Consider the following 23,496-nt stretch of genomic DNA (forward strand, 5'->3'; position numbering starts at 1 on the left):
TTTATATGTTAATTAGACATTTTTTCTAAATAGTAATCGTACGTAGCAAATTGCGAACGTACTTTTATGAGTTGATTTTTGCGATATGCATTGTCTTGTTTTTCAGAGAAAACACGCGCTTTTACGTTGTCGCGCCAACCAATATCAAAGGTATCTAGCAATTCTTTTTTAATATCTTCATCGTATATTGGACAGGTAACCTCAACTCTTTTGTCAATATTTCGCGTCATCCAATCGGCGGAAGATATGTATATTTTAGGATCACCATTGTTTCCAAAGATAAACATTCTGGGATGTTCTAAAAATTTGTCAACAATACTTATGGCTTCTATATTTTCACTCATCCCAGCAATTCCAGGAATTAAGCAACAAATTCCACGAACAATGAGTTGAATTTTTACACCTGCTCTACTCGCGTCGTATAGTTTGTCAATAATTTTATAATCGGATAAACTGTTGACTTTTATTTTGATATATGCTTCTTTTCCTTCTTGCGAATTTTTGATTTCTGTATTGATGAGTTTGTAGAGCGCATTTCGTGTGTAATGTGGCGAAACTATTAAGTGTCTGTATTTGGCTACTTTGTAGTTTGTTTCAAAGAAATCGAATACTTTTGATACTTCTTTTAAGATGTTTTGGTCTGACGTAAATAGTGTGTAATCAGTATAGATTTTTGCGGTAGATTCGTTTACATTTCCAGTACTGACAAATCCGTAACGCACTATTTTATTATTTTCTAGACGTTCTACTACACAGGTTTTGCTGTGTACTTTGAGTCCTGGCACACCAAAGATGAGATTGACACCTTCACTTTGTAATTGTTCTGCATATTTGATGTTGGCAGCTTCGTCAAATCGCGCTTGTAATTCAATTTGAACTGTTACTGTTTTACCATTTTTTACTGCATTGACCAGCGAACTTGCTACGTGTGATATTTTTGCCAAACGGTAAACCGTAATTTGAATATTTTTTACTTTCGGATCAAGTGCTGCTTCTCGAAGAAAACGTACAACATACGCAAATGTGTGATACGGCGCGTATTGCAAGTAATCTTTTTGCGCAATTTTTTCAAAGATACTTCCTTCCATACTCAAACCTTTAATTGGCAATGGCGGATAGGATTTGTAGAGTAAATCTTCACGACCAAGACTCGGAAACGACATGTAATCTTTACGATTGTGATAACGACCACCTGGAATTAGACTGTCAATATCGTCAATACCCATTTTTTGGAGTAAATATTCAAACGTGTCTTTGTCAATAGTTTTGTCATATACAAAACGAACTGGCGTTCCACTTTTTCTACCTTTTACACTGGTTGATATTTTTTGAATGAAACTTTTTGTCAAATCATTGTCAATGTCCAATTCAGCATCACGTGTAATCTTAATCATGTGTGCCGAAAGGCTTTCGTATTCAAATATGTTGAAAATATTTCCTAAGGAATGACGAATGAGATCATCGAGAATGATAATGTATTTTTTATCGCCTTCACTTGGCAGTACAATAAAACGATCGATTGTTTTTGGAATTTCAATCAACGCATATTTTATTTTTTTGACACGTGGCTTGAAGAAACGTGTTACCTTTTTGGTGTTTTTTACTTGTTCTTTCATCACCATCCGAATTGCCAAATATGCCGCTTTGTCTTTTAAGCTTGGCATTTCGTCAATATCGTCTAAAATCATTGTTACCAATGCTGGACTTACTTTTTCAATGAAATATTTTTCAATATATGCACTTTGACTTGGCGAAGCTTTTTGTTCGTTGACAATGAAAATGTTTTCTTTTTCCAATTCAGATTGTACTTCATTCAGAATACGCAAACTCTCCGTTTGTTGCTTGATAACAATTTTGGTAATTTGCTCCAACAAGTCTTTTGCTTTTGCGCCTCCAAGTACGCTTCTTCCACCTTTTCCTGCTTGTGCAATACGTTTTACTGTAGCGTAACGAACTTTGAAAAATTCATCTAAGTTGTTTGAAAATATTCCGATGAAGCGCAAACGCTCAATTAACGGAACTGTTTTATCAGCAGCTTCTTGCAACACACGTCCGTTGAATTGCAGCCAACTGATTTCTCTATTGATGTATTTATTTTTTCCTTGTTGCATTATTTTAATTCTTTCGGAAATACTTTTAAAATCGTTTTACCTTCATCAATTTCGTTCCATGAATTGATATCAAATTGAATTACCACTGTTCCGCTTGTAGGTACATTGTCAAAAAACTGACTTCCATACGTATTTGCAACTGCGGTAATGGCGTGATTGTGACCAAAAACCATGAGTGTCTTGACAGCATCGTCGCAAGATTTTACTGTTTCTACCAATCCTGATCCGCCAAAATCGTACATGTCTTCTTTGATGATAACTTTGTCAAACGGATATTTTAGCGTTCGTGTAAATATTGCGCATGTGTGTAAAGCTCTGTTGGCAATACTTGAGTAAATTACTTCTGGTGTTTCAATTTTATCAGCAATATAATTGGAAACTAAATGTGCATCTTTGATTCCGCGAAGTTTAAGCGTACGATCTTTGTCATCTACAGGATATTCCCAAGATGATTTTGCATGTCTGACTAGGATTAATGTTTTCACTTGTGTTGTTTTTTTAAGGTGCTAAACGTTCTATTTTCCATGAATAGTCTGCTTGTAATTGATAACGCATTCTGTCATGTAATCGGTTGGCTCTGCCTTGCCAAAATTCAATTTCCTGTGGTTTTACAATATATCCGCCCCAATGTGAAGGACGTTCTATTTCTTTGCCTTCGTAGGTTGCTTCTAGATTTTTTAGTTTTTCTTCTAAATATGCTCTTGATGGAATTACCGTACTTTGTTTAGAAACTAATGCGCCAAGTTGACTACCGCGTGGACGCGATTCAAAATAACCGTCAGATAAATTTTCTGCAATTTTTTCAACTTTTCCTTTTATGATGATTTGTCGTTCCATAGCTGGCCAGAAAAACGAAATACATACGTTTGGATTTTTTGCCATTGCCAACCCTTTTTCGCTTTCGTAGTTGGTGTAAAAAATAAAGCCTTCAAAGGTGTATTTTTTTAAGAGTACTACTCTACTTTTAGGAAAACCATCCAAACCAATAGTACTAATAGTCATCGCATTAACTTCCGCTACAGTTTCAGACTGTTCTACTTCTGTAAACCAATTGCGGAACATCTCTATTGGATTTTCCACACAGTTTTTTTCCAGCAGTTCACTTTTTTCGTAGGATTTTCTGTAATCGCTTAAATCTTGTTTCATTCGAATACTTTAATGCGTTTTGGCAACATTTTATAGTGATTGCAATTTACAGTTTTTCATCCGTAATGAGAAGTAAAAAGAATATGGTTTTATATTAAGTTTTCATCAAGTCGTTTTAATAACTTTTAGCCATAAAAAAAAGAGATAACCTAAGTTATCCCTTTTAAATCTACTAGAAATAGTGTTTTTATTTAATTTCGCATTGATCGATACATCCAGTTTTTCCAGTAATCCATCCGCCTTTTACTTTTGATGCATCAAATTTTGAAACTACTTTTTTGTTCAATGTCAGAGTTTTAATTTCTTGTTTTTTCATGGTTTTTAAACTTTTAATTATGCTTACGTTTTTAGTAGGTTTTCAGCAACACCTTTACAATCGATTGTTGTTGCTAAACTAGAAACGATTTTACATGAAAAAAAATGTATTTAACGTAAATTGGATGATTTAAGTCACTAGCTACATATTCTTATTTGATAGCATAACAAACGGTTTGATCGTCTGGAGCTTGCGACATTGGTGGTGATACAGGTTCTGTTCCACCTTTTATACCTTTGGCATCTAGCGTTTGAATTGCTGCCACTGAAATTTTTGCGAATTGTAAGGTACGTTTTGTTTTTTTCTTCATAATACTAAAGTTTTAGTTAATAATTTCTTTTTTAAAACTATAGATTCTGTCTGTATGTTTAAGAATAATTTGGCTTAAATCATCTAATTTAAGGAGTTAAAGAATCACATTAAACAACATAATACCAATAAATTACGTTCCTTTTTTTTCGTTTGTAATACGACATAAAAAAAGGAGCAATTGTAGCTCCTTATTATATGTACTACTGTTGATGTTAGTGACATTGTTGATTACCACAACGCGAATATAATGCCGTTTGTGTACAAGTAGGCGTACAAGAATAATGTCCACCTTTTACTTCGTTTGCATCTAATGTTGATACTTTCTTTTTGTTAAGTGCTAATTTTAACGTTCTTGATTTTTTCATGGTTATAGATTTTATTTAGCCTACTATTTATGAAGGTTTTGGCTTTCCCTTTTCAGTCTTTTGGTGTAACTGAATTTACAATCTATTGAAGAAATTTGTAGTAAAAAATGCTTCTTGCGTAAATTAGATGATTTAAGGCACTGAAGTTAATAACACATTTGGGTTCCACATTGCGAAGCGTATGCAGAGTTTCCACTTGGCACTGGTACAGGTTTTGTACCACCTTTTATGCTTGCCATTATCGTTTTGTGAATGTTTGCAATTAGTGTTGATTTGAATTGTAATTTTTTGCGTGATTGGTTTTTCAAGGTTTTCATATTTTAAGGGTTAGTTATTGCGCTTTTCTAACTCTTTGATATAATATGAAGGATAGATTCCGGTTGCTTTTTTGAAGTGTTTGGTAAACGATTCTGGACTTTTGTAACCAACTTCCAATGCAATATGTTTGATGGCATATTTACGAAATTGCTTATCAGCTTTAAGTCGTGTGATTGCATAATTAATACGCAATTCATTAAGATATTGATAGAAAGTTTTCCCCTTTTCTTCTTTTAATATTTTTGTTAAGTATGTAGGATTGGTTTTTACTTTTTTCGCCAAGTTTGCTAAAGTACAGTTACAATCTAAGTAATATTCTTGTCCTTCTACTTTACTTAAATTTTTGAGTACAAACGTTATTTTTTCATTATCAATCTTTATTTTTTTACTTTTTTGAATTGGCTTTGTCGTTTTTTGTTCTTGTTGTTTAATGAGCTTTTCAAAGTTTTCTTTGTTTGCTTTTGCTTTTCTTTTGTAATGAATTAAGAAGTATACAGATGCCAAACAGAGTATGATTACAATTCCAAGAATTATCTTGTAGCGATTTGTTGTATGATTGATAGTTTCAATGACTTTATCGCGAATGCGCAATTCACTTTTTAATAATTCTGTATTGATTTTATTGTTTTCTTTATCTGTAATTTGCTCTAATTCGTTGCGTGCAGTTTCATAGATTCTAGATTGCTTAGAATTTCCCAATGCGATATAGCTTTTCGATAAAAAATCATACGTATCAATGAGTTGTAGTGGCTTAAATTCATCATCATTTACTTTTTCTGATTGATTGGCTACTAAGATGACTTTTTCTAAATAATCAATGGCTTTTTGGTATTCTTTTAAACGATAATGACAAGCGCCAATGTAAAATAGTGTTTCTGCAAGTCGTTTTTTGTTTTCGATGCTTTCTATATACGTTTGTGCTTTGTTAAGGTATGATAAGGAAGTTTTGTAATTGTCCTTTAAATAGTAGGCAATTCCAAAATCGACATTAAAATAACTTTGTCCTACTTTATCATTGATCGCTTTGCTTATTTCATATCCTTTTTTGCTGTAATATAGTGCAGAATCTGGCTTTTTTAAGGTTAAGAATGTTCCGCCAATTCCCATCAAAGTACGTGCTATGACAGGTTTTTTCATATGTAATTCAACAGCTTTTTGATACGATGTCTTGTAGTTTTCTAACGCTTCTTCATAGTTGCCGGCATTGCGTTTTATTTTAGCAATATTAATGGCGGCTTTGAGCAAATCTTTCTTTTTATCATTGCTAAAAGCATCTTCGTATACGCGTGAATAATACGTGAGTGCTACTTCATCTTTTTTGTCTTGCACATACGCGTTTCCTATACGTAGTAAGAATAAGTTTTTTTCTGGAAGTTGTTTGTTTGCTATGAACGTCAAACCTTTGTTGAGTGTGTCAATTGCTGTTTGATACGTTCCTTTTTTTGTTAACACAATTCCTTTTTGCAAGTATGCTTTAGCTATAGTAATGCTATCATTTTTAGCCAAAGCATAAGCCATTAATTGATTAGAATATATTGTTGCTTTTTCGAAGTCTGTGTTTAAATTTGCTTCAATTTTATCAATTAACTCCTCAATATTGTATTCCCTTTCAGGTTGTTTTTGTTGCTGACAACTTCCTGTAAGAAATAGAATTAAACTTATTAAAATTACATTTGTTATGAATGATAAAACGTTTACATTTGATGACATGTACCTCTTTAATTAATTAAACTCAAACACTTTTCCATCATCGGCTAATGCTACATTTTCAAATACAGTTTCGGCTTCTTCTTTAAATTCGTTGAAACCATCATAACGTGTTGAAAAATGACCCAATATGAGTTGACCGACATTTGCATCTTTGGCAATGGTTGCTGCCTGTTTTGCGGTGGTATGCTTCGTTTTAAGGGCTAATTGATCGTGTTTGTCTAAAAAAGTAGCTTCGTGATATAATACGTCTACATCTTTTATCTGATCTATTATTTGGGGAAAATATACAGTATCGCTACAAAACGCATATCCTTGCGATTTGGGAGGATCAAAGGTAAGTTTTTCATTGGAGATTACTTCTCCTGAATCAAGCGTAATGTCTCTACCATTTTTTATGTTTTGATAATAACATTTTTCAATATCATAATTGAGAACAGCGTTGATATTTAGTTTGCGTTCTTTTTCTTTTTCTTTGAATAGAAAACCATTGGTATACACTCTATGATTTAATGGAATGGTTGTCACCGTGACTTTTTCATCTTCAAACAAAATTTCAGGCGCATCACTTTCCAATTCGTGAAAACAAAGCTTGTAGCTCGTCCACGATTTGGTCAATCTAAGTTGTAAAAGTGTGAGTTCTTTTAAACCTTTCGGACCATAAATATGCAAATCCGCATTTCTTCCCAACAACATAAAGGTAGAAATCAATCCAATTAATCCATAAAAATGATCGCCGTGTAAATGTGAGATAAAAATATGCTTGATGCGTGAAAATTTAACTTTACTGCGACGCAATTGTACTTGTGTTCCTTCGCCACAATCAATTAGAAAAATATGATTTCTAATTTCTAACACTTGCGCTGTCGGATTGGTATGTTTTGTTGGTGTTGCGGCGTAACAGCCTAGAATGGTTAATTTCACACGTTTTCAATTTTATGATTTAGCAAAAATATAATTATAAAATTGAAGTAATTAAAAGTTTTATAATTTTTAATGTTCGTTTTACTTGATGCTGTATTTATGGGAAACTAAAAACCTAAATCGCGTTCAATTTCTTCCATTTCAATAATATCAAAAGCTTCTTGCAAAGTTGGTACTGTCATGATGGCTTCTGGTAAATCATCCGTACTTATTTTGTTTGTTACAATGACAAAGGAATGTTTTGCTTCACGATGTTTTTTAGAAATTTGTAGAAATTCTACCAAATCACTTTTCTTTAAATTGCCAAATGAAAATAGATTGACAATGATGTTGTCGTTTTTTACTTCATCATAACGTTCATTTATTTTTTTTACAAGTGTTACAGTGTTTGTAGATTCTTGTGTGATGATGAGAATATTTTCTTGTTTATCTAAAATCATAGATTGAAAGTTTAGAGGGTTTGTAAGCTGTATTTTTAAGACGTATCAACAATTTACAAAAATTACGGCATAATTGTATTTTTAAAATATGTTTAACACGATTTTAATGAAAATACTTGAAAAACTTTAGATTTTGTTATTTCTTAATCTTTGAAGCTAACAGATAAATGACTGCCATTCGTACAGCAACTCCGTTTTCTACTTGATTTAGGATGATGGATTGTTTAGAATCGGCAACATCACTTGTAATTTCTACACCGCGATTTATGGGACCTGGATGCATTATCACAATTTCTTTGTTTAAAGAATCTAGCAATGTTTTGGTAACTCCGTATTGTTGTGCATATTCTCGTGTAGATGGAAAATAGCTAATGTCCATACGTTCATTTTGTACACGAAGCATGTTTGCCACATCGCACCATTCCAATGCATTTCGCAAATTGGTTTCTACTTCAACACCTAGACTTTCAATGTATTTGGGCAACAATGTTTTTGGCCCGCATACTTTTACATTTGCGCCTTGTAATTTGAGTGCAAAAATGTTTGAAAGCGCAACTCTACTGTGCAAAATATCACCAACGATGACAACATTTTTTCCAGCTACATCGCCTAGTTTTTCACGAATAGAATATGAATCGAGCAAAGCTTGTGTTGGATGTTCGTGTGCACCATCGCCAGCATTTACGATACTTGCATTTACATTTTTGGATAAAAATACACCTGCTCCAGGATTTGGATGTCGCATGACAACCATGTCTACTTTCATAGACAAAATATTGTTTACCGTATCAATGAGTGTTTCTCCTTTTTTTACAGAAGATTGCGAAGCGGAAAAGTTAATCACATCTGCCGAAAGGCGTTTTTCTGCCAATTCAAACGAAAGTTTTGTACGTGTACTGTTTTCAAAAAACAGATTGGCAATCGTAATATCTCGTAAGGAAGGTACTTTTTTTATAGGACGATTAATGACTTCCTTAAATTGATCTGCCGTTTCAAAAATGAGTTGTATATCTTGTTCTTTGAGATATTTAATTCCTAGCAAGTGGTTTACACTCAATTCACTCATTTCTATTTGTCTTTTTCTTGGTTAATAAGATATACTACATCTTCGCCATCATTTTCTTTCCAACTTACTTTTACTTTTTCTTTATTAATGGCGTCTACTTGGCGTCCACGATAGTTTGGTTGAATTGGCAAATGGCGACTAAATCGTCTGTCGATCAAAACTAATAATTCAATTTCTTCAGGTCTTCCAAACGACTGAATTGCCGTTAATGCTGCACGAATACTTCTTCCTGTGTATAAAACATCATCTATAAAAACAACTTTTTTGTTTTCGACAACGAAGTTGATATTCGTTTTATTTGCTTCTAAAATTTTTTCGCTGCGGCGGAAATCGTCTCGGTAAAAAGTAATGTCGAGATATCCTAACTCAATATCTTTTACATGGTATTCATCACGTAAAATATTGGTTAAACGTTCTGCAAGATAGATTCCTCTTGGCTGAATTCCGATAAGTACAGTATTTGAAAAATCAAGATGATTTTCGATGAGCTGACATGCCAATCGATGTAGAATAATTTCGATCTCTTTTGAGTTCAATAAGATTTTTTGACTCATAGTTTTCGTCCAAATGGTATTTGGAGTACAAAAGTACAGATTTTTTTGGTTTTACACATTGTATTCTGAAAACTCCATCAATTTTAAAAAATTTTCATTCAAAATTACTGCAACTACATATAAAAAATAACACGATTGCGGGAATCCGTAAGGAATACCATCTTTTTGTGTGTATCTATGCATATGGATTACAGAAAAAGCTTACCGCTCATAAGCTTAACTAACTATAATTCAATAACTTATTTTTTATAAAAAATACCTCAAGCTACTCAGAAATGACATTAACTTTTGTGGATTAAATAGATAGATATATGATTAAAGCCAAAGATTCTCTAATACTAACTCACAAATCCTAAAACGCAAAATTTATGAAAATAGTAAGAAAATTATTTCATTTTTTATGTATATTCGTATTGTTAATTATATTCAGCTGTCAAGATGATACTTTTATAGAAACACAGCAAGAAGAAATTTTACAAACAAAACCTACTATCAAGTCAAGTACATTATTTAAGAAAGATTTGGAAAATAATGTAAAACTTAATGCGAAGATGAACAGTCTATCAACATTTAAGAATCAACAAATTGGTAAAAATGTGTACAATGACACGTACAATTTTACTATAGAAACTAACGTTGCGAAGTTTGTTGAAGATCTTGAAAACGACACGCATTCGTATACTTTTGCTGTTCATCGTATGAATAACTCAGTAAGTACTGTTGAGAATGTAGTTTTTTCTTATGATACTGAAAGTGACACGTATGAAGCCAGTTTGGTAACATATCTTTTTTCTGCTTCACAAAAAGAAGAATATTTACAAAACGGATATATTACTACTGCTTATGATATACATTATGAAGCGGTAGCGATAGACTCTGCTGATATCTTACAGAAAAATTCATTGCCTTGCACTGTTACATATCAAGAATTTCATATTCCGAATGGTTCTAGCAATTCACATTTATATTCTACAAATGGACATATACAAAACCAATGTGAGCATGAAAATGATGACGATAATCCTTGCGATACGTATACAGTTATAGATATTTATTGTCCAGATGGAGGAAGTAGTAGTACTGGCAATGCTACTGACGATAATACATCTTCAACTACGAATGCAAACACTTCCTCAACAGGTGGAGGAAATAACACTACTACTAACTCAGGTGATTCAGGTGGTGATGCAACAGATAATATTATTACTTCTATCATTACTAGAGAAGAAAACGTAAAACAATCTATTTTAGAGTGTATAAACGGATTGGCGCAATTTAATACCGTTGATATGACTACGATTGATCCTGAGATTCTTAATTTAAATAATTTAACGTTAACTAATTGGATTACAATTAATAATTACCTTCAAGATAATGGTTGCAATGAAAATTCACAAGAACAAATAATAACACAATTAATAGATGTATATGATGATTATCAAGTTATTAATGAATTGGAAGGAAAAGCGCTATGTGTTTACAATAAACTAAAATCTTCAAGTGTTGGTTTTAAGAATTCAATAAAAAAATTTGATGGTGATTTTCCTGTAGCACATTTAAAGCTAATTGAAGAAGATTTAGGCTCTACAAGAGGGACGACTAGACCTCCAATAAATGGTTACTCACCTGATTACGTAATTACAGTCGTGATGAATAATAATTCAACTTCACAAGGAATTAATTACAGACCAAACTTGCTAGTTGCCAAAACTCTAGTACATGAAATACTTCACGCTGAAATGTTCAGAAAATTAATGTCATTAATTAATCAAGGTAATTTTGATTTAATTACAGAAGAAGAATTAGAAGAATTATTAGAAAATGGTGATTTCCCTGGTATTTATGACTATTACAGAAGGTATAAAAATTGGCAACATGCACAAATGGCTACTCATTACAGAAAAAGTTTAGCAAGAATACTACAGGAATTTGACACGGGGATAAGTGTACCTGACAATCAAGAGCCACAACAATTATATCTAGATTTATCTTGGGAAGGATTAAGATATGATAATATTCCTGCTTGGGTTAATTTACCTCTATCTGAAAAAAACAGAATTGACACCGTTATTTCAAACTACATCACTAATAATACAAACGAAACATGCACACAATGAAAAAAATTATAACTTTATTTTTAGTATTCTCATGTTTTTATTGTTTAGCTCAACAAAAGCAAAAAGAAACGGTCTATCTATTGTTTGATAAAACTAATAAAGAAAAATGTAAAGTTCTTACCGAGAATAAAGGATATGTATATTTAAATAAATATAGAAAAAACAAAAAAGGTAGTATTACTGAGTTTAAAATTTGTGGTGAAACATTTTCGATTCGTAAACAAGGTGTGAAAAATATCTATTCAGCACAAGTTTTAGATACCTTGAAATTAATTGATTTGGAATATTTAAAACAAAAACACACGGTTTCCAATGATTTCAAGCATCGTATTTTTGAAAAAGTCTATTTTATAGAGAAGATATCACAAAATAAGATTATTCAATATGAAGTTTTTTGGGTTGATGATTTCTTTATAACTGACTAATGATTGGTTCATATACTACTTTTCAACAGACAGAAAAAATAGAGTCGATCAAGTTATAACAACATATGTCAATAACCATAAAAATGAAAACTGTAATTAATAATATATCAAACATGAAACAATACATTTTCATCATATTTATTTTACTTTTCGGTATCTCAAATGCACTAAATGCATTAACAGAAGCAGAAAAACAAACAGTTATGAATCATCTAAACACTTATTTCAGCAATGGAGACACTACATGTAATTAGAAATACTTTTATAATTATTCTCATATTTATAATGGGAGCACATGCACAAGAAAATGATACAGATTATTTTAAGTTGCATAAAGATGGACAAAAAATAAAGAAAAAGCAGATATATCTTAAGCTCAATCAAAACTTTAAGAAAAGTGTATATGATGTTAAAGAAACTTATGTTTACAAGGATAAATTCGTTTTTACTAATACAGGAAAAAAGTGTACAAAAGAAGAAAAGGTAATTTATAGTAATGTAGAAGATTTGTATTCAATTGAGAAAAAAGTACTTGAAGAACATATGCTAGAAATTCAAAAAAAGTATGGGTTTAAACCCGTGTATCCATTAAATCATGTGGCGTTAAAAATTCTTTTAATTAAGGAAGATAATTGCTTTGTATTGAATTGGAAAAGACAATAAAACCCAACTATAAATATTTTATATTTTAACTTAAAGTAAGCCACAAGTAATAAAATTTTAAAAATAAAAATCGACATCATAAAAAGGCTAGAATTTTAAAAAATTCTAGCCTTTCTTTTTCGAATAACTCTAATATCTTGAACTGCTAAAAATCTTTTTTCAAAAAAAACGGTTACCTTTTCCGCGTTTTACCATTAAGTATATAAACAGATTATTATGAACGATCAATCATTGTTACAATTGCTAACTTCCGACCAAAAGGAAAAAGCCTTTGTAAAGATTTACAGATACTTTCCAAAAGTATCGCGCTTTATATGCAAACATGGCGGAACAAAAGAAGAAGCACAAGACGTGTTTCAAGAAGCATTACTCATTTTCTACCGAAAAGCCAACACGCCCAATTTTAAACTCACTGCACGTATTGAAACCTATGTATTCAGTATTTGCAAATATTTGTGGAAAGATCAATTAAAACAAAAAAATAAACAATCCGACGCTTTTGAACAAGCGTTTTTAAAAGACGAAACCATTCCTGTGGAAACGCATATACAGGAAGAAGAAAAATACCAATTGGCTGAAAAGGCCTTAAAATCTATTGGAGACAAATGCCTAAAACTGCTTTCGCTTTTCTACATCGATAAAAAGAAAATGCGAGACATTGCCAAGTTGCTAGGATTTACCTCAGAATCATCTGCCAAAACACAAAAATACAAGTGTTTGGAACGCGCTAAGAACGAATTACGAACCTTAAAAGCCAACCGATGAGAACTGAATTAGAAACTATTGCATCTATAGAAAAGTATATTTTAAACGTACTTTCTGAAACCGAAACAAAAGCATTTGAAACGCGCATGGCAACCGACTCCGATTTTAAAAACGATGTTGAATTACAACAACAATTGGTGCATAGTTTGGAACGAATTTCGTTACAAAAAACCATTCAAAATGCACATAAAACCTATCTCTTTTGGAAATTATTAAAACTCATCGGAATGATTGTAATTCCGTTGTTGTTGGCACTTTTAAGTTGGTATTTTTGGAACGCTTCCGCAGAAACGACGCAGCAAGTGAAAACGATTCCAACGAATGTTGAACAACAGATTTCCACAGAAAAAGAGCAAGAAACTTCTGTTATCAAAGAAATGGAAGAAGAAGCAATTCCCAAAAAAACTTCCATTGAAAAACCGCCCGTGATTACGCCGAATGAAACTACTGTTTTTGCCGAAAATATTGTTGTGAATCCTGCGGATGAAATTACTTCGGAAGTTTTTAGTATTCTTATTGAAAAAGATACCATTGTAGAAACGAAAAATGGGATTGTATTCTTGATTCCTGAGCATGCTTTTGTTGACAAAAATCAAAACATTATCAACGGAAACGTACAACTCGAAGTAAAAGAAGCTATCGATTCACATACGATTATGACAGCAGGATTGGCTACCTTTTTTAATGATAAACCTCTGGAAACTGGCGGCATGTTTTTTATAGAAGCAACTCAAAACGGACAAAAGCTGAAAATCAATCCGCAAAAAGAAATCATCGCAGACATTCCAACGCAAAACTACAAAGAAGGCATGCAATTGTTTGATGGCGAAGTTTTGGAAGATGGAACCATCAATTGGACAAATCCGAAATCATTACACAATACACTAATTCCACAAGACATTTATAGTCTTAACTTTTATCCACCAAAGTATTTGGAAACACTTGCCGAAAAAGGCTATGATATTTCGAATAAAAAATTCACAGACAGTTTGTATTATTCTTTTGGTGATGTTTCAAAAAAAGCAGTGAACCATCAAACTATTGGAGAATATATTGAAGAAGAAACTAATAAAGATCGAATTCGCTTTCAAGACACGATAAAAACTGATTATGTAATTGTTTCAAGTAAAGATTCTGTAAAAACAAATCGTACTGAGAAAAAAGTAGTTTCTGGCTTAGATCCATTAAAAGTAAAAGCCATTTGGAATGAACGTTTCCAAAATACATTTATCGCCACCAAAGCTTTTGAAGAACGTTTGCGCGCGATTCATAAAAATTGTAGAACTGCAAATTACATGCTAAATACATACTTAGAAAATCTAGATCGTGATTTGTATATCTCAGATTCTATCATTGCATATTCTACAAATGGAGAAGCGATCAACATGCCGTTTCTAGAATTTTCTAAACAAAAATTGACGAATGTTCCCAATGCAAATTCAGAAGTTTCCAAACTGAATGATTATTATCTACAACAGCAAAAAGTGTATCGCTTGGCATTGCAAGAAACACAACAAAAAATAGATTCGTTATTAGACGTTAACAAGAAATATCAAGCATTTTCAAAACAGCAATTGCAAAATTATTATAATAACGAACTGGCAATTACGACAGACAGGGTTTCAAAAAGTCTCGCTGTTCGTTTACCGCGTCGTTTCAATCGAACAAATACAGTTTCTGGCGAAGTTTCTACGAAGGTTACTTCTGTGGCAACCATCATTAAAAAAGAAAGAAAAAAACGTGTGTATAGAGCACCAATTCGAACGACAGGCTGGAAAAATATTGACCGAGTTATTGATGAACAACTCATTTCAAGTGTGCAAAATAGAACGACAACCACCATTCGGAATAACCAAAAATCTGTCACAATTACCTATGCTGATTACGAAGTTTCAATTGAAAACACACAACGTTTTGATAAATTATTTGTGTATTTAGTTCCTACTGAGTTCAATAGTTTTGTGCGATTGAAGGCTGAAAATGGTCGTTTTACATACAAGTTAAATGACTTACTAACGTATCGCGTGTATTGTGTAGCTTATTTGAATACTGTTCCTTTTTATTTTGAAAAAACCATCAAAAACACTTCCGACAAGATAAAATTAAGGGAAATTACAGAAACGATTTTACGTGAGAAATTGGCAAATATTACTACTGAAAATCGTTCGCTAGAAACTGAAATTATCTATCAAACGACTAGAAAAACGAATGATAAAACATTGAAAAAGTATCGTGAACTTGTCAAGTTGAAAAAGGAAATTGAAAATGTGGTATTTCCGTGTAGACAATCTGAAACAGTCAATTCTATAACTTTCGATGCACTAGAAACGACACAAATGGAAGTATCAATTGTTGATTTTATAGAAGAAATACCTTTTGGTACTGTGGAAGAAAGTCCATCATTTCCTAATTATAATCGAAATACGACCGAAACAGAAAAGAAAACTGATTTTGAAAATGCCGTAAAAAATTTTATTAGAGAAAATTTCAATATGAATATTATTGACGCTTCCAAGTATCCAGAAAATGAATTTCGAATCAGTTTTTCTATGAGAATTGATACCTCTGGAGTGATGAGACTTACTTTTATTGGTTCTAAAGATGATGCAGTTCGTAAAGAAGTCAATCGTATCGCTACTTTGTTTCCGAAAGTTACACCAGGAAAACAAAACGGAATTCCTGTAAATGTTAGTTATGCATTTTCGATAGTTTTTACATTATAAACTACATGAATTCTCTGCGGTTTTAAACACTAATTTAGAAATAAAAACCACAAAAAAAGCCGTTTCAAGTTGAAACGGCTTTTGCTATGTGATAAAATGTTTAGAATTATTTTCCTTCCATTTTGTCTTTTAATTCTTGTAAAGCGTCTAAATCTCCAAGCGTAGTTTTCTCAGCAGATGCTGATTTTTTAGCTGCTGCTTGAACATTACGTTGCTCTTCTTCTCTAAAGATAGCTGTGTGAGAAGCTACAACTCTTTTGAATTCTTTGTTGAACTCAATTACTTTGAACTCAGCTGTTTCACCTTTCTTCAATTTCTTTCCGTCTTCTTTTTCTAAGTGACGAGAAGGAATGAAAGCTACTACATCTTCGTTTAAAGCTACCGTTGCACCTTTATCATTTGTATCTGTAATTTCTGCGGTATGCGTTGTACCTACACCAAATTCACCTTCATACTTATCCCAAGGATTTTCAGTAGTTTGTTTGTGACCTAAACTTAATTTACGTCCTTCTACGTCTAATTCTAATACAAGTACTTCTAATTTGTCACCAACAGTAACAAACTCAGATGGATGCTTCACTTTCTTAGTCCAAGATAAATCAGAGATATAAATTAATCCGTCAATTCCTTCTTCTAATTCTACGAATACACCAAAGTTAGTAAAGTTACGTACCGTTCCTGTGTGCTTAGAACCTACAGGGTATTTAGTTGTAATATCAGTCCATGGATCTGGCGTCATTTGCTTGATACCAAGAGACATTTTACGATCTTCTCTATCTAATGTTAAGATTTTCGCTTCTACTTCATCTCCTACTTTTACGAAATCTTGAGCCGAACGTAAGTGTGTAGACCAAGACATTTCAGATACGTGAATTAATCCTTCAACACCTTCAGCTACTTCGATAAATGCACCGTAATCAGCAATTACAACAACTTTTCCTTTTACTACGTCTCCGATTTTTAATTCAGAATCTAAAGCTTCCCAAGGATGAGCGCTCAATTGTTTTAATCCTAATTGGATTCTTGACTTGTTATCATCAAAGTCAAGGATTACAACGTTTAATTTCTGATCTAATTCAACAACCTCATTCGGGTGATTGATACGAGACCAAGAAAGATCCGTAATGTGGATTAATCCGTCAACGCCTCCAAGATCAATAAATACACCGTATGATGTGATGTTTTTCACAACACCTTCTAATACTTGACCTTTTTCTAATTGACCAATGATTTCTTTCTTCTGCTCCTCGATATCTGCTTCAATAAGCGCTTTGTGAGAAACCACCACGTTTTTGAATTCATGGTTAATTTTAACCACTTTGAATTCCATAGTTTTGTTTACGTACTGATCGTAATCTCTAATTGGTTTTACATCAATTTGAGATCCTGGTAAGAACGCTTCAATTCCGAATACGTCAACGATCATACCACCTTTCGTTCTGCATTTTACAAAACCATTTACGATTTCACCATTGTCATGAGCAGCGTTTACTCTGTCCCAAGCTTTGATAGTTCTCGCTTTTCTGTGAGATAATACTAATTGTCCTGTTCTGTCTTCACGAACATCAATTAATACTTCTACTTTGTCTCCTACTTTTAAGTCTGGATTGTAACGAAATTCGTTTAAAGAAATTACACCTTCAGATTTAGCGTTAATGTCAATAATCGCTTCTCTGTCAGTCATTCTTACTACAGTTCCATCTACTACAGCATCATCATCTGTATCAACGAAATTTTCTGCTACTAATTTTTCGAATTCTTCTAATTTTTCGTCTTCTACTTGGTCAATTCCTTCTTCGTAATTGTGCCAGTTAAAGTTTGCTAAGAATTCTTCAGGATTTTTAACGTCCTGAACGTTTGTGTTTGTGTTTTCTTCAGCCATTGCTGATGTAAAATTTGTATACTGCTCATTTAGAGAATCTTTGCATGTAAAAACAGTAGATTGTTATGTTTTATAAAAATTTCCTATTCCCTTTTCTATTCTCTGTCATGCTAAAAAGGAGTGCAAAAGTAAGATTATTATTTTGATTTACAAACAAATAGTCACGCAAACGGCATTGATTTTATTCAATTTAGCCATAAAATATGATTTTCGTCGAAAAAATAGATTGTAACATTTCTATAACATAGTTTTTATTTTTTTAATTTATCTTTATAATATTAATAACAAAAATGACAATATAATGAGTGTAAAAGCTAAATATCAAGGAGTTTTAGACCTTGGACAAGAATTGAATATTCAAAATGGAAATGTAGAAGAAGCAAATGGAATATTGAAGGTAAGCGGAACTGCCAAAACACAGTATGAAAAAGATATAATGTGGAATAAAATTAAAGAAGCTGGTGGAGAATTACCACAAGATATTGAAGCAGATATTAAAGTAGCAGACGAGTCAGTGTATCATCGTCACACGGTAGAAAGTGGAGATACTTTAGGAAAAATTGCAAAACATTACTACGGAAAAGCAAATCAATATCACGCTATTTTTAAAGCAAATAACGATCTTCTTGACAATCCAGACGTAATTCATCCAGGACAAGAGTTAGTAATTCCACATTTGTCATAAAACGATATTTTATAGAAATGAAAAGCTTCCTATTTGGAAGCTTTTTTTATGCGTTTATAGTTCTGTTGGCTAAATTTAGAATCCGCTCAAATTGCTCTTTGAGTCCCATATCGCTATTATCAATAGCAATTGCACCTTCTGCTTGACGTAATGGAGAATCTTCTCTATGCGAATCTATATAATCTCTGTTTTGCACGTTTCGCAATACATCTTCATATTTGACGTCATCGCCTTTTTCAATGAGTTCCTTGTAACGACGTATCGCTCTTTTTTCGGGAGAAGCTGTCATAAAGAGTTTTAATTCTGCATCTGGAAATACAACCGTTCCAATATCGCGCCCGTCCATCACAATTCCTTTGTCTTCGCCCATTTTCTGTTGTTGTTTTACCAACTGATAGCGAACTTCTGGAACCGCAGCCACTTTACTTACAAAGTCAGAAACACGCAAGGTTCTGATTTCTTTTTCAACATTTTCTCCATTTAAGTACATTTCGGCGAAGCCCAAAGCTTCATTGTAATGAAATTTTAAATTGATGTTGTCTAAATCTGACACCAAATCGTTGATCGAAAAGTTGTCTGCATCAATATATTTTTTGCGAAGCGCGTAGAGTGTTACCGCACGATACATGGCACCTGTGTCTACATATATATATTCTAATTCTTTAGCAAGTTGTTTGGCAATAGTACTTTTTCCTGTAGATGAAAAGCCATCAATAGCTATGGTAATTTTTTTCATGACTCAGCACTTTGTTTACGCCTTTGGAAAGCGTGATTATTGCAAGTTAAGCGTCACACCAAACATACTTGTGTTGGCAGCTATAGAATAACGTGCGTAGGTATAATCAAATTTTAGTTTATTAATTCGGAGCCCAAATCCTGCGGTAATTCCTGAAAAGTTACGTTGGTCTACAATTTTCAATTCTTCTCCTCTACGGAAATTGTATCCCAAACGAATGTTGAAACCTTTGTCTGGAAATAGTTCCATTCCAACAATAGTGTGACGAATCAAGTTTTTTAAGAATGTTACTTTTTCTTCTGTAACGCCACCTTCAATAGATTGTTCCGCTCTGTTAGGATTTGCAAAAGCAATATTCCATTGTTGCAAGTTTTCAAACGTAAGGTGCCAACGAATAGGAACGTGTTCGAGTTTTTGAGAAATTCCGAAAATCAATTCAAAAGGTAATTGTTCTTGCACACCTGCATAAGTTGTAAACTGAATTCCAATATTTCTCGCCGCAAGTGCAACATTTAATTCCAATTCTTCATTGATGTACATAATTCCTAAATCAAGCGCACCACCAAAAGAATTGTATTGCTCTAATTTTGAGTTGATAAATTTTGCATTGGCTCCGATGTGAATGTCTGTCCAAGGAATGTTATAAGCATAGCCCATAGACAAAGCAATTTCGTTTCCTGTGAAGCTTCCTGTTTCGTTTCCTTGTTCGTCATAACCATCAAATTGACCGTAACTTACATACGTAACACCTGCGTGAAATGTTTGCACTCTGCGATCCCAAGTATACGCATACGCCGCCGAACCATAATTTACATCTCCTAAATAGTTGACATAATTTAATGATAAATGATTGTCCATGGTATAGTTGATACTTGCTGGATTGAACAACGCTTGATTTACATCTTTATCGTAGTTTGTAATTACTTTACCTCCAAGAGCAGCTTGTCTTGGTGACGATATTAAGTTTAAAAACTGATACGTGTATCTACCTCCGATTTGTGCGGAAGCAAGCGTAGTTATAAACAAAAAAAAGGAAAAGAGGATCTTTTTCTGCATGTGTACAAAGTAACTAAAATCTTTATTGAAAACGTTGAGATATTATAAATATTTTACGCCTTCTATAAAATTATCAGATATTTCTTTTTAATATTTTTTTTCAATAGCAAATCTACACTTTTTATTGATAATCTGTTATTTGCATAGTCTGTATGGTATTTTCTTTTGCTGATATTTTATAAAACCGCACTTGCTTTCTTTGTTTTACATACCATAAGTAGCTTACATTCACGGAAAATACTCTTTAAAAAAGCAGTGTTTTTAGGAGAAGTCATAATCTCTTGGTCATAGTTGCAGTTGCTCAACACACTCGCAGTACAGAAAATATTGTTTGGTTTAACAGGTTGGGCAACTGCTTTTTTGAAAAGGTAAAAAAGACTGTTTGAAAAGTATAATTTTCGTCAAACCGAACTTGATTCGGTTTCTCATAAGAATGAAAATTCAACTCAATGAGATTCTGGATCAAGTCCAGAATGACGTTCCAAAAACTTTTCAAACAGTCTTTTAAAATTTTTGAGCAACTATTATTTCACTGAAAGTTCTTTGCGGTTTTTTACGTCTTCGTCAGTAATCGCGTGTTTAATTACTTCGCTCATTTCAGTAACGTAATGGAATGTCAATCCTTTTAAGTACGATTGTTTGATTTCCAAAATATCGCGTTTGTTTTGCGCACAAAGAATGATTTCTTTGATGCCTGCACGTTTTGCTGCCAATATTTTTTCTTTGATGCCGCCAACAGGCAATACTTTTCCTCGTAAAGTGATTTCTCCTGTCATAGCAATATCTTTTTTCACTCTTTTTTGTGTGAATAAAGAAACTAATGACGTTAACATCGTAATTCCTGCACTTGGTCCATCTTTTGGAGTTGCACCTTCAGGAACGTGAATGTGCACATTGTATTTTGAAAATATTTCTGGTTCTACGCCTAAAAAGTCAGCATTTGATTTCATGTATTCCATCGCAATCGTTGCCGATTCTTTCATCACTTTTCCTAAGTTTCCTGTGATGGAAAGATTTCCTTTTCCTTTCGATAAGGTAGATTCGATAAATAGAATATCACCACCAACACTTGTCCAAGCCAAACCTGTTACAACTCCGGCAACATCATTGTTTTCGTATTTGTTACGTTCCATTCTTGCAGGACCTAATACATCTTCTATGATGGCGTTGGTTACTTTTTTCTCATACTTTTCTTCCATTGCAATGGATTTAGCCGCATAACGTACCATTTTGGCAATTTGCTTTTCCAATCCACGCACACCACTTTCACGTGTATATCCTTCTACAATTTTTTCGAGTTGCTTCTTCCCTATTTTAAGGTCTTTATCTGTCAATCCGTGTTCTTCCAATTGTTTTCCTAACAAATGTTTTCCCGCAATTTCAACTTTTTCTTCCGTAGTATATCCAGTTACATTGATAATTTCCATACGATCGCGCAAAGCTGGCTGAATGGTACTCAAACTATTCGCTGTTGCGATAAACATTACTTTTGACAAGTCGTACCCCATTTCCAAGAAATTATCATAGAACTCCGTATTTTGCTCCGGATCTAATACTTCCAACATCGCTGACGACGGATCGCCATTGTGACTACTAGATAGTTTGTCAATTTCATCCAACACAAATACAGGATTTGACGTTCCTGCCTTTTTCAAACTTTGAATGATTCTTCCTGGCATGGCACCAATGTAGGTTTTACGATGTCCGCGAATTTCTGCTTCATCACGCAATCCACCAAGTGAAATACGCACGTATTCTCTGCCCAAAGCTTCTGCGATCGATTTTCCTAAAGAGGTTTTTCCAACTCCTGGAGGTCCGTATAAACATAAAATTGGCGATTTCATATCGTTACGCAGTTTTAATACCGCTAGATATTCAATAATTCGCTTTTTTACATCTTCCAAACCTGAATGATCGCGATCGAGAATGGTTTGTGCTTTTTTCAGGTTGAATTTGTCTTTGCTGAATTCGTTCCAAGGCAAATCTAAAAACAACTCCAAATAGTTACGCTGAATGGAATATTCGGCAACTTGTGGATTCATGCGTTGCATTTTTGACAGTTCTTTGTCAAAATGCTTCTTCACTTTTTCATCCCACTTTTTATCCTTTGCACGTGTTCGCATTGCTTCAATATCTTGCTCATACGAAACGCCTCCGCCCAATTCTTCTTGGATGGTTTTCATTTGTTGTTGCAAGAAATATTCACGCTGTTGCTGATCTAAATCGTGACGAACTTTTGATTGAATGTCGTTCTTCAATTCCAATTGTTGCATTTCCAGATTCATAAACTTTAACGTCGCCAAGGCGCGTTGTTTTAAATCGGTAATGGCTAATAGTTCTTGCTTTTCTTTCACAGGCAAGTTCATATTAGACGAAATGAAATTGATTAAAAACGAAGAACTTTCAATGTTTTTAATGGCAAAAGATGCTTCCGACGGAATGTTTGGACTTTCCTTAATGATTTGCAATGCCAAATCTTTAATTGATTCTAATATTGCTTGAAATTCGTCATCTCTAATATCTGGTCGCGTTTCTGGAACTTCTTTTACCGTAGCTTCCATGTATGGCGTATCGCGCAACAATGTATCTACTTCAAAGCGTTTTTTACCTTGAATAATGATCGTTGTATTTCCATCTGGCATTTGCAACACACGTAAAATTCGTGCTACTGTTCCTAAGGTATTGATATCATCAAGCGTCGGATTTTCGACAGTTTCATCTTTTTGAGAAACCACACCAATCACTTTTCCGCCATTATTGGCATCTTTTATCAACTGAATTGATTTGTCTCTCCCTGCAGTAATTGGAATTACTACGCCTGGAAAAAGTACGGTATTACGCAATGGAAGGATTGGCAAGCTCGGTGGCAATGCTTCTCTATTAATTTCTTCTTCATCTTCAGGTGTCATCAACGGAATCAATTCCGCATCTTCATCAATAGATTGAAATGACAAACTGTCCATTTTTAAAAACTTAGTTTCGCTCATATGTGTGTTCCTCGGTCATTCTGTCATAATAACAGCATGTCCCTTTCTATATTATTTTTATTTTTTAGTGCTTAATCACTTATAAATCAACAAAAGTCATTGATTTTAGTAGTCTTAAGCATTGTATAGAAACAATTGTTATGCCAAGCTTTCTTATCAAAAGGGATAAGAATCAAGAAATATTAAATTATTTTAGTC

Annotated in this window: 22 protein-coding genes; 6 read left to right on the forward strand and 16 right to left on the reverse strand. The window is 33.2% G+C overall.

The features are described from left to right. Positions 1–8: 8 nt before the first annotated feature. The 12 genes from ppk1 to pyrR form a co-directional block, all read right to left on the reverse strand. Positions 9–2,111: a polyphosphate kinase 1 gene (gene ppk1 / locus KAOT1_RS08850; RefSeq protein ID WP_007094436.1), complete on the reverse strand. Its 2,103-nt coding sequence runs from the start codon at positions 2,109–2,111 to the stop codon at positions 9–11. Continuing rightward, a complete protein-coding gene (locus tag KAOT1_RS08855; RefSeq protein WP_007094437.1) occupies positions 2,111–2,596 on the reverse strand; it encodes a SixA phosphatase family protein in 486 nt (161 codons plus the stop codon). The genes ppk1 and KAOT1_RS08855 overlap by 1 nt, the downstream gene beginning before the upstream one ends. Before the next feature lie 13 nt (positions 2,597–2,609). Then, on the reverse strand, positions 2,610–3,257 hold the full coding sequence (pdxH, locus tag KAOT1_RS08860) for a pyridoxamine 5'-phosphate oxidase (RefSeq protein WP_007094438.1): 648 nt from the start codon (positions 3,255–3,257) through the stop codon (positions 2,610–2,612). Positions 3,258–3,444: 187 nt separating this feature from the next. Then, positions 3,445–3,573, reverse strand: coding sequence for a hypothetical protein (locus KAOT1_RS23675; protein ID WP_007094439.1), 129 nt, complete (start codon positions 3,571–3,573; stop codon positions 3,445–3,447). A gap of 151 nt (positions 3,574–3,724) precedes the next feature. Further along, positions 3,725–3,883 (reverse strand): hypothetical protein, encoded by a 159-nt coding sequence (locus tag KAOT1_RS22850; protein ID WP_007094440.1) that lies wholly within the window; start codon positions 3,881–3,883, stop codon positions 3,725–3,727. 214 nt (positions 3,884–4,097) lie between these two features. Then, positions 4,098–4,250: a hypothetical protein gene (locus KAOT1_RS22855; protein WP_007094441.1), complete on the reverse strand. Its 153-nt coding sequence runs from the start codon at positions 4,248–4,250 to the stop codon at positions 4,098–4,100. A gap of 146 nt (positions 4,251–4,396) precedes the next feature. Beyond that, positions 4,397–4,567 (reverse strand): hypothetical protein, encoded by a 171-nt coding sequence (locus KAOT1_RS22860; protein WP_007094442.1) that lies wholly within the window; start codon positions 4,565–4,567, stop codon positions 4,397–4,399. A 10-nt stretch (positions 4,568–4,577) separates the two neighbouring features. Further along, the gene (locus KAOT1_RS08865) at positions 4,578–6,278 is read right to left on the reverse strand and encodes a tetratricopeptide repeat protein (protein WP_007094443.1); all 1,701 of its coding nucleotides are present in this window, start codon (positions 6,276–6,278) and stop codon (positions 4,578–4,580) included. Between the two features lie 12 nt (positions 6,279–6,290). Then, positions 6,291–7,199 carry a ribonuclease Z gene (locus KAOT1_RS08870; protein WP_007094444.1) on the reverse strand — a complete coding sequence of 303 codons (909 nt, stop codon included), beginning with the start codon at positions 7,197–7,199 and terminating at the stop codon, positions 6,291–6,293. 107 nt (positions 7,200–7,306) lie between these two features. Continuing rightward, a complete protein-coding gene (locus tag KAOT1_RS08875) occupies positions 7,307–7,639 on the reverse strand; it encodes a hypothetical protein (RefSeq protein ID WP_007094445.1) in 333 nt (110 codons plus the stop codon). Between the two features lie 136 nt (positions 7,640–7,775). After that, positions 7,776–8,705 (reverse strand): aspartate carbamoyltransferase catalytic subunit, encoded by a 930-nt coding sequence (locus tag KAOT1_RS08880; RefSeq protein WP_007094446.1) that lies wholly within the window; start codon positions 8,703–8,705, stop codon positions 7,776–7,778. Positions 8,706–8,707: 2 nt separating this feature from the next. Then, on the reverse strand, positions 8,708–9,259 hold the full coding sequence (gene pyrR / locus KAOT1_RS08885; protein WP_007094447.1) for a bifunctional pyr operon transcriptional regulator/uracil phosphoribosyltransferase PyrR: 552 nt from the start codon (positions 9,257–9,259) through the stop codon (positions 8,708–8,710). A 368-nt stretch (positions 9,260–9,627) separates the two neighbouring features. On the opposite strand from pyrR, the gene KAOT1_RS08890 reads away from it, so the two are divergent. From KAOT1_RS08890 to KAOT1_RS08910, 5 genes are all read left to right on the forward strand, one after another. Continuing rightward, positions 9,628–11,376: a hypothetical protein gene (locus KAOT1_RS08890; protein WP_007094448.1), complete on the forward strand. Its 1,749-nt coding sequence runs from the start codon at positions 9,628–9,630 to the stop codon at positions 11,374–11,376. After that, positions 11,373–11,801, forward strand: a complete 429-nt coding sequence (locus KAOT1_RS08895) for a hypothetical protein (protein ID WP_007094449.1) — start codon at positions 11,373–11,375, stop codon at positions 11,799–11,801. The genes KAOT1_RS08890 and KAOT1_RS08895 overlap by 4 nt, the downstream gene beginning before the upstream one ends. A 231-nt stretch (positions 11,802–12,032) precedes the next feature. After that, positions 12,033–12,464: a hypothetical protein gene (locus tag KAOT1_RS08900; RefSeq protein ID WP_007094451.1), complete on the forward strand. Its 432-nt coding sequence runs from the start codon at positions 12,033–12,035 to the stop codon at positions 12,462–12,464. Positions 12,465–12,680: 216 nt separating this feature from the next. Beyond that, the gene (locus tag KAOT1_RS08905; protein WP_007094452.1) at positions 12,681–13,229 is read left to right on the forward strand and encodes an RNA polymerase sigma factor; all 549 of its coding nucleotides are present in this window, start codon (positions 12,681–12,683) and stop codon (positions 13,227–13,229) included. Continuing rightward, positions 13,226–15,952: a hypothetical protein gene (locus KAOT1_RS08910; protein ID WP_007094453.1), complete on the forward strand. Its 2,727-nt coding sequence runs from the start codon at positions 13,226–13,228 to the stop codon at positions 15,950–15,952. Before KAOT1_RS08905 ends, KAOT1_RS08910 begins: the two co-directional genes overlap by 4 nt. Before the next feature lie 106 nt (positions 15,953–16,058). Here KAOT1_RS08910 and rpsA read toward each other — a convergent pair whose 3' ends face one another. Continuing rightward, on the reverse strand, positions 16,059–17,834 hold the full coding sequence (gene rpsA, locus KAOT1_RS08915) for a 30S ribosomal protein S1 (RefSeq protein ID WP_007094454.1): 1,776 nt from the start codon (positions 17,832–17,834) through the stop codon (positions 16,059–16,061). A gap of 301 nt (positions 17,835–18,135) precedes the next feature. Here rpsA and KAOT1_RS08920 point away from each other — a divergent pair, with 301 nt between their 5' ends. Next, entirely contained in the window at positions 18,136–18,519 is a 384-nt protein-coding gene (locus tag KAOT1_RS08920; RefSeq protein WP_007094455.1) for a LysM peptidoglycan-binding domain-containing protein, read from the forward strand. Between the two features lie 46 nt (positions 18,520–18,565). On the opposite strand, the gene cmk is transcribed toward KAOT1_RS08920, so the two are convergent. The 3 genes from cmk to lon all read right to left on the reverse strand — a co-directional run bounded on the left by cmk (position 18,566) and on the right by lon (position 23,298). Continuing rightward, the gene (cmk, locus tag KAOT1_RS08925) at positions 18,566–19,255 is read right to left on the reverse strand and encodes a (d)CMP kinase (protein WP_007094456.1); all 690 of its coding nucleotides are present in this window, start codon (positions 19,253–19,255) and stop codon (positions 18,566–18,568) included. Between the two features lie 36 nt (positions 19,256–19,291). After that, the gene (porQ, locus tag KAOT1_RS08930) at positions 19,292–20,311 is read right to left on the reverse strand and encodes a type IX secretion system protein PorQ (RefSeq protein ID WP_007094457.1); all 1,020 of its coding nucleotides are present in this window, start codon (positions 20,309–20,311) and stop codon (positions 19,292–19,294) included. A 524-nt stretch (positions 20,312–20,835) separates the two neighbouring features. Further along, the gene (gene lon, locus KAOT1_RS08935) at positions 20,836–23,298 is read right to left on the reverse strand and encodes an endopeptidase La (RefSeq protein ID WP_007094458.1); all 2,463 of its coding nucleotides are present in this window, start codon (positions 23,296–23,298) and stop codon (positions 20,836–20,838) included. Positions 23,299–23,496: the final 198 nt, after the last annotated feature.

This window comes from Kordia algicida OT-1, from assembly GCF_000154725.1.
Taxonomy (GTDB): domain Bacteria; phylum Bacteroidota; class Bacteroidia; order Flavobacteriales; family Flavobacteriaceae; genus Kordia; species Kordia algicida.